The 8,462-nt window shown below is 60.6% G+C and carries 4 protein-coding genes and 1 pseudogene; all 5 read left to right on the top strand.

All coding sequences use genetic code 11. The features are described from left to right. Positions 1-2,433, top strand: a 2,433-nt coding sequence (locus tag JNL55_RS13395; protein WP_293853721.1) for a cyclic nucleotide-binding domain-containing protein, incomplete at its 5' end; no start/stop codon positions are given. Then, positions 2,430-3,302, top strand: a complete 873-nt coding sequence (locus tag JNL55_RS13390) for a hypothetical protein (protein WP_293853718.1) — start codon at positions 2,430-2,432, stop codon at positions 3,300-3,302. The genes JNL55_RS13395 and JNL55_RS13390, both read left to right, overlap by 4 nt. 15 nt (positions 3,303-3,317) lie before the next feature. Continuing rightward, positions 3,318-5,105 carry a cytochrome c3 family protein gene (locus JNL55_RS13385; RefSeq protein ID WP_293853716.1) on the top strand — a complete coding sequence of 596 codons (1,788 nt, stop codon included), beginning with the start codon at positions 3,318-3,320 and terminating at the stop codon, positions 5,103-5,105. A 47-nt stretch (positions 5,106-5,152) separates the two neighbouring features. Continuing rightward, entirely contained in the window at positions 5,153-7,171 is a 2,019-nt protein-coding gene (locus JNL55_RS13380) for a heme-binding protein (RefSeq protein ID WP_293853714.1), read from the top strand. 1 nt (position 7,172) lies between these two features. Then, positions 7,173-8,462, top strand: a pseudogene (locus JNL55_RS13375) (hypothetical protein); the annotation flags it as partial.

The raw sequence follows: 8,462 nt of genomic DNA, 5'->3' as shown, positions 1-8,462 counted from the left end.
TATATACTGTTAGAAGGCTTCAACGCACACGCCAAGACCATCCAGCGTTACCAGAAAGGTAAGCATGTGATGGCCGAGCCTGGGTTCCTGGATCTGCGTAGCGATCTGGGCTTCGCCGCCGGCAGCCGCGAGAAAATTTTGTCGGCGTGGGGCGACGGTTTAAACAGCCTGGCCGTCAACCTTCGTCACAACGCCGAAGTCCGCAAAATCAGCGGCGCCAAAGGCGCTTTCGCGATTCAACTGACCAGCGGCGAAACCATACAAGCGGCGCGCGTCGTGCTCGCCATCGGCTTGGAAGGCAATCCACGCAAGCTCGGCGCGCCCGGTGAAGATCTGGAGCGGGTTCAATATCAGCTCGACGATCCCAAAGAATTCAGTAACGAAACCATTCTGGTGGTCGGCGCCGGCGATTCGGCCATCGAAAATGCGTTGGCGCTGGCCGAACAAAACGATGTTTGGATTCTGAATCGAGGCAAGGAATTCAGCCGCGCCAAGGACGCCAATCTCAACGCCGTAGTCGCGGCCATCACCGATCCGCGGCGGCGCTTGAATTGTTACTACGAGACCAGCATCAAGAGCGTCGCCCAAAACAACGGCGCTGTGCCTCTGACCGTGGTAATGCAAACAGCGGCGGGCGAGAAGACGGTGCAATGTCATCGTATCGTCGCCCGTTTGGGTGCCATTCCGCCGCGTAAGTTCGTCGAGTCCATCGGCATCAAGTTTCCCAACGAGCGCGCCGATGCCATTCCGGCGCTGACTCGGCATTACGAAAGCAACGTTCCCGGCGTTTACATCATCGGCTCGCTGGCGGGTTTTCCGCTGATCAAGCAGGCCATGAATCAAGGCTACGACGTCGTCGAGTTCATCAACGGCAATGACGTGAAGCCGGCCGATCATCCATTGCTGGAGTATCAATTCTTCGGCTTGCCGTTCGAGCGTTCGGTGGACGAGATCGTCGAACGCTTCCAGACCCTGATCCCCATGTTTCGTGAGATGAACGCGCTGGCGTTCCGCGAACTGGTGATCGAGAGCGACCTGATCGTCACGTTCCCGTCCGGCGCCGAGTTCGACGACGCGCGCAAACGCATGGGGCAGCTGCAGAAGAAGCTGGCCAAGAAAGATCCGCAGCCGCGCATGACGCGGGTCATTCGCGAGGGCGAAGTGATTTACGGGCCCGGCGAGTTCGGCACGTCGTTCTTTACCATCGTCGATGGCGAGGTATTGCTCGAAGCGAGCGGCCCGCAAAAGATTCGCACACGACTGGGTCGCGGCGAGTTTTTCGGCGAAATGAGTTTGCTCTCCGGTCGGCCGCGCTTGGAGCGAGCGGTGGCCGGTCCCGGCTGCATTCTGGTGGAAACACCGCGCCGGACCATGGTGAAGCTGATCAACTCCAACGAGGAAGTTCGCAGCGGCATCGATTGGATCTTCATCGTGCGAGAGTTGCAGCGGCATTTCGCGCCGTTCGCCACGCTCAGAGAGCTGAGAAGCATCGCCACTCGCGTTACGCTCCGTCGGCTCAAAGCCGGCGAAGTGTTGTTCAGCGAGCGCGACGTCGGCGATTCGCTGTTCGTGCTGCGCTCGGGGGCGATCACGTTGTTACGTCGCCAGGGCGACGAAGACAAGCTGGTGTCGCAAGTCCGCTCCGGTCAGCTGATCGGCGAAATGGCGTTGATGGGCGATCCGGTGCGGCGTGAGACCGCGACTGCCAACGTGGCAGCCGAGCTGATCGAGATCAAACGTAAAGAGTTTCTGGAACTCACGCGTCGCGACGATGCGCGGCTGGATCCATTGCAGAAAGATGTCAGCCGGCGTGTCGTCGACAACGCGCGCATGCAAGTACGGCCCGAAGCCGGCACGCTGATGAACTTCCTGATGCAAGAAGGCTTGGGCGAGGCGACCAACGTCCTGGTCATCGATGAAGGTCTATGCGTTGGCTGCGACAACTGCGAAAAGGCCTGCGCCGAGACTCACGAAGGTGTTTCGCGCTTGGATCGAGAGGCCGGTGCGACCTTCGCCAACATTCACATTCCCATTTCCTGCCGGCATTGCGAGCAGCCTCACTGCATGAAGGACTGCCCGCCGAACGCCTTGCGCCGCTCGGAGACCGGCGAGGTCTACATCAACGATACTTGCATCGGCTGCGGTAACTGCGAGGCGAATTGCCCCTACGGCGTGATTCGGATGGTGTACGACGCGCCGAAAAAGCCGGGCCTGGTGTCGTGGATGATTTTCGCCTCGGGCAGCGGGCCGGGCGAGGAGCCTGACTACAAGCCTTCAGCCCAGGCCAAGGAAAAAGGCAAGAAGGCCACCAAGTGCGACGCTTGTGTCGGCCTCAAGGGTGGGCCGGCCTGCGTGCGCGCCTGCCCGACCGGCGCGGCGATTCGCATCGGGCCGGAGCAGTTCATCGATCTGGTCGAGGAGCGGAAGCGGTGATTCATCGCAATCTGCTGCTCTATCGCGGCGCTCGCTATTTCTGGTGGTCGCTGACGCTGATCGTGTCCGCGATAGTCTTGTACTTCACCCAAGGCGACTCGCAACCGCCCAACGGAGGCACTTGGCAGGGCTATGTGCTCGGCACGACCGGCGCGTTGTTGATTGTTTGGTTGACGTTACTCGGCGTTCGCAAGCGCCGTTACAGCTCGACCACTGGCACGGTGCAAGGCTGGACCTCGGCTCATGTCTATCTCGGTTCGACTCTGATCGTCATTGCCACGTTACATTCCGGCGTCCAGGTGGGCTGGAATCTGCACACGCTTGCGTACGTGCTGATGTGTGTGGTGATTCTGAGTGGCTTCTTCGGCTTGTACACCTACATGAGCTATCCCCAGCTCATTTCCAAGAACCGCGAGGGCGGGGCACGCGCGGAACTGTTTGCCGAATTGTTTGAATTGGATCGCAACGCGCGTTCGATCGCGAGCCGTTGCGCTCCAGATGTCGCCATCGCCGTCGATAGCAGCATCGAGCGCACGACGCTCGGCGGTGGCATCTACTCCCAGCTGTTCAGCCGCGACGGTTCGTACTTCGTGCGTGGCGAAGGCAAGCCGGTGCGTAACACCGACCAGCAACAGGTCGTGGATTTCGTCGGCGCTCGACTGCCGCGTGCCGCGAAGGGTGCGGAGGCTGCCAATCTCCAGCAGCTCATCGTTTTGCTATGCCGGCGGCAGGCCGTGTTACGCCGCATCCGCCGCGACATTCGTTTATACGGCTGGCTCAAGATCTGGCTGTACTTTCATGTGCCCATCACCATTGCGCTACTGGTGGCGCTGGTGTTGCACATCGCTTCGACGTTCTTCTACTGGTAGTGCGCGGAGCAAAGTATGGACGCACTGCTACGAGAACTACGAGAAGGGCCGGACGGTATCGCTGAGTACTACGATACCGAGATCACCAGCAAACAACTGACCATCGGCAGTGCCGCCGATCGCAACATCCAACTGCTCGGCCGCGGCATCGCGCCTGAACATGCGGTGATCTTGCTGGCAGGCTCGCAGCTGGTGCTGGAGTGCCGGCGCGGCGAAGTGGTTCGCATCAACGGCAAGAAGAAGGCGACGGCGCGGCTCAATGTCGGCGACGTGATCGAGCTGGCCGGTCATCGCTTACGAATCTCTCAGCCGCCACCGGGCTTCAACGCAGCTATCGAGCTGCAACCCAACGACCGTATCGACGCCAGCGCCTTCGAGAGCGCGTTTCGAACCGACCTGTCGCAGACCTGGCTGGGTAAGCGCGTGATGGCGTGGACTGGCGTGATGCTGGTGGTGTTGTTCGGTCTCGGACTGCCGATGTTCGTGATGAAGCTGCATCACGCCGATCAGGCGACGCCCTCGTGGCTGCCCGGCGACAAGTTCTGGAACAGCGGGCCGCTGCATCAGGTGCATCAACAAGCCATCGGCGATCGCTGCGAGACCTGTCACCAGAAATTATTCCAGCGCGTACAGGATTCAGCGTGCACCGACTGTCATCGCACGACTCATGATCACATCCTGCCGGCGCGGCTGGCGATGACGGAGCTCGGGCCGACACCGCGCTGTGCGACCTGTCATCGCGAACACAACGAGCCGCAGACCTTCCTGGTCAACAGCGGCGACGGCATGTGCGTCGATTGTCATGGCGACCCAGCGACCGATTTCGGTCAGATCAAACTCGAGCCGGTCAAAGGTTTCGCGCTTCAGCGCCATCCCGAGTTCAAACCCCATTTGCTCGCATCGAGCACGGTGCCGGCGGGCGCGGGTTTCAGCTACGAATGGAAGACGCTGATCGCTGATCTGGATAAGGCCACCGAACAGTCCAACTTGAAGTTCTCGCACCAACAGCACTTGGATCCAGAGCAGGTGCTGCGTCGTGGCGACAGCCAGCCCATGAACTGTGCCGACTGTCATCGTTTGGAATCGGACGGCGAACATTTCGCGCCGATTTCGATGGAAGGTCAGTGTTCCTCATGTCATGAGCTGACCTTCGATCCAGGAGCACCCGATCGCCAGCTACCACATGGCAAGCCGCGCGAAGTCGTGCTCACGTTGCAGGACTATTTCACGCGCAAGTTCTCCGACCCGAATGCGGGCAAGCCGACTCGAGCTCGCCGCCGACTACCAGGGCATGAAGACGAGGAGGAGACCTGTACTGGCGTGCCGTTCGACTGCGCGATGCGCAGTGCTCGCAAGGAAATCGAAAGTCAGTTCACGCGCCGTGGTTGCGTCGGTTGCCATGGCGTGATCGACACGCAAGCGGCCAATGTCTTCGATCGTTTCCAAGTGATTCCGATCCGATTCCAGCGCGATTACTACCCGGCCAATCGGTTCGATCATCGCAGTCATCAGATTCAGAACAAGCTGACCGGCGACGCCGCGTGCTTGTCCTGCCATGCAGCCAAGAAATCCGAGGACAGCAGCGATCTGATGGTGCCCGGGATGACGAAATGCACGGAGTGTCACGGCGACAAGGCCGCAGCCGAACGAGTCACCGTGCAATGTGTGAGCTGTCACGAATATCACCCGCGCGAACGATCGCTGCTGGAGGCTTTAACCAATGGCTTCAGCAGCCGAATCGACCCGCACTTCGGCGGCAGCGAAACCAAAACCGCCTCTAGGGGCGAATTCTCTGGATTATGAAACAGATTTGCACATCTCCACCGGCGTGGCGGGCAGTGCTATTGCCATTGACGGCACTGCTGCTGACCGCGTGTTCGGGTAGTGGCACGTCGGTGACGCCGACCACGGGCACGGACAGTAGCAATCCTTCTTGCACGGGCAGCTGTGCAAGCGCCAGTTCGAATCTCACCGTCGCCGATGTTCAACAGGTGATCGCTCAAGGCGTTGCTGAAGCGCAGGCACGCGGCGTGAATGCAACTATTGCCGTGGTGGATCGGGTCGGCAACGTGTTGGCTGTGTATCGAATGGGAAATGCGGCGACACGTGTTGTGACCGTAACTACGTCGCCCGCGGGCGACTCGCCAGTGTCCGGTGGTTTGGAAGGCATTCGCTTGCCTGTGCAAGCCGCGGCGACAGTAAACATCGATCATGCCGCTGCCATTGCGAAAGCAGTGACGGGCGCTTATCTGTCTTCGGAAGGCAACGCGTTCTCCACGCGCGTGGCCAGTCAGATCGTGCAGGAGAATTTCAATCCCGGCGAAAGTCTGCAACCGGCCGGGCCGTTGTTCGGTGTGCAGTTCAGCTCGCTCGCCTGTTCGGATCTGGTGAGTCAGTTCAACGGCGCACCCGGTGTTGGTCCGCAACGCACGCCGTTGGGACTGTCGGCGGATCCTGGCGGCTTCCCGCTGTATAAAGGCGGCACGGTGGTCGGCGGCGTCGGTGTGCTGGCCGACGGCTTCTACACCATCGATAAAAGCATTCTGGATCGGGACCGAGACGTCGATGAAGCCATTGCGCTGGCGGCGACCTTTAGTTTCAGCGCGCCGGTGGATCGTCGTTCCGATCGCATCACCGTCGATGGCAAGGTGTTGCGCTTCACCGATGTGGAGTTCGCCGATCTCAACAGCAATCCATTGTCGGCACCAGCATTCGCTACGTTGACGCCGGCCGTCGGTGCTGTGATTCCCGTGCTGGGCTACACGGACGGTGTGATTCGCGACGGCACGGCGTTCGGTCAGCCGGGATCCGGCATTCGACCGGACGGCGATCTCAACTTCCCGGGCCGCGATGCCTTCGTGTTGGTGGATGCAACCAACGCTCTGCGTTATCCGCCGCGAGCTGGCACGGATGGCACCATCGTCGGTGGCGCCGTGCTGGCCGAGTCTGAAGTGCGGACGCTGTTGCAGTCATCGCTGGATGTCGCCAATCGCGCTCGTGCGCAGATTCGACGGCCGGTGGGATCGCAAGCGCGCGTGACTATCTCGGTCGTCGATTCTCAAGGCGAGATTCTTGGCATCGCACGCACGCGCGATGCGCCGTTGTTCGGCACCGATGTGTCGCTACAGAAAGCCCGCACGGCTGCGTTCATGTCATCGAGCTCGGCTGGCGCGTTCATCGCGACCTTGCCGGATGCGAGATATCTCAGTACCACCGATGCATCGGTGAGTGTCGTGCGCTCCATCCAGTTGAGCGGCTATGTGGATGCGCTTCGAACTTTCCTTGGCGATACAAATGCACTGGCCGACGGCCAGATCGCCTATACAGATCGCGCTTCCGGCAATCTCGCGCGACCGTTTTATCCGGACGGCATCAACTACGAAAACCAGGGTCCGCTGAGTAAACCCAAAGGGGAGTGGAGCCCATTCTCCACCGGCATGCAGCTGGATCTGGCGATGAACGCGATTCTGCAGCACGTGTTGTTCGTCGGCGGCGTGCCCGTTCCCGATGTGGCGCCCGGCTGTGCCGGCGTGCAACTCGCCACCGATCTGAGCAGCGTGGGGCAGACCATCACCGGCGTGCGCTTGGGCAATGGTTTACAGATCTTCCCGGGCAGTGTGCCCATCTATCGCGGCGGCACGCTGATCGGCGGCATCGGCGTGTCCGGTGACGGCATCGATCAGGACGACATGGTCGCATTCATGGGCTTGCACAACGCCGGGCAAGCGCTGAGTGGTGCCATCGGCAACGCACCGTCGGAACGACGCGCCGACACGCTGACACCGCAAGGCGTGCGATTGCGCTACGTGCAGTGTCCGCAAGCGCCGTTCATCGACGGCACTGACGATAACGTGTGTGGAGGAAAGTGACGTGAAGCGTAGACGTCCACCACTGACTGCATCGTTGCTGACTCTCAGCACGTTTGTGGTAACCGCGACCGCCTGGTCCAGCATCGCAAGCGCTGCCGAGGTCTGCTACCAAGACGACATCGGTCGTATCGTGAAGCGGCGGCGTCCGGGCTATACCGAAGTGCCGTGTCCTGCAGAAGGTGGCACGCAACGTTCGGCGCCGGTGACAGGCGAGGGTATTCCGCCGCAGCCGCCAGAAGCACAGCAGGTCGTGCCGCTGCCTCCTACGCTCGACGACACTGGTCGTGCGCCACGACGGCGTGTCATGGAGCGCGCGCCGCCGGCATCGGTTTCACCCATCCCGCGTCCCGGTCTTGCCGACTTCGTGGACTCCGTGCCGATGCCGGATCGTTGGCGCATCGTCGACACGCTCGGCTATCAAGAGCGCTGGTGGGATCCCTACAACCGCAACGTGCTCAAGGCCGACAAGCCGGTGGTCGGCGACGATTGGTTTTTCAATCTCGGGCTGATCTCGGACACCATTTACGAACTGCGTGAAGTGCCGACGCCCATCGGCGCCATTTCGACCAATCAGCCAGGCGGCATCGACGTGTTCGGTAGCTCCGACCAATGGTCGGTATCGCAGAACCTGAGCGCGGAGTTTGTCTATTACAAAGGCAACACCGTGTTCAAGCCACCCGATTGGGAGTTCCGGGTGACACCGGTGATCTCATACAACTACACCGAGTTGGAAGAAGTGCAGGCGGTGAACTCCGATGCTCGTCGCGGACTGACGCGCGACGATACTTTCATCGGCTTGCAGGCGGCGTTCGTGGACAAACACCTGCGCAACGTCTCCGACAACTTCGACTTCGACAGCTTCCGTATCGGCATTCAGCCATTCTCGTCGGACTTCCGAGGTTTCCTGTTCCAGGACAATCAGCTTGGCGCGCGGCTGTTCGGCACACGCGGCAACAACAAATGGCAGTACAACCTCGCGTACTTCCGCCGCTTGGAAAAGGACACCAACAGCGGCCTCAACGATGTGAGCGAATCGCCGAGAAAAGACGACGTGCTCGTCGCGAACCTGTATCGCCAGGATTTCCCAGTGCTGGGCTTCACGTCGCAAGCCACGGTGCTCTACAACCGTAATCGCGAAGATGAGTTGCGCTACAACGCCAACGGCTTCATAGAGCGGCCGGCGTCGTTAGGTCTGGAGAATTTCCGCGAGTACGACGTCACTTACGTTGGCTACAACGGCGACGGTCACTTCGGTCGACTCAATCTCACCGCGTCGGTGTACTACGCGTTC

The organism is Steroidobacter sp. (assembly GCF_016790065.1).
Lineage (GTDB): Bacteria > Pseudomonadota > Gammaproteobacteria > Steroidobacterales > Steroidobacteraceae > Steroidobacter.
Note: the sequence above shows the minus strand (reverse complement) of the source record. Positions and strands in the feature narration are given on the sequence as shown.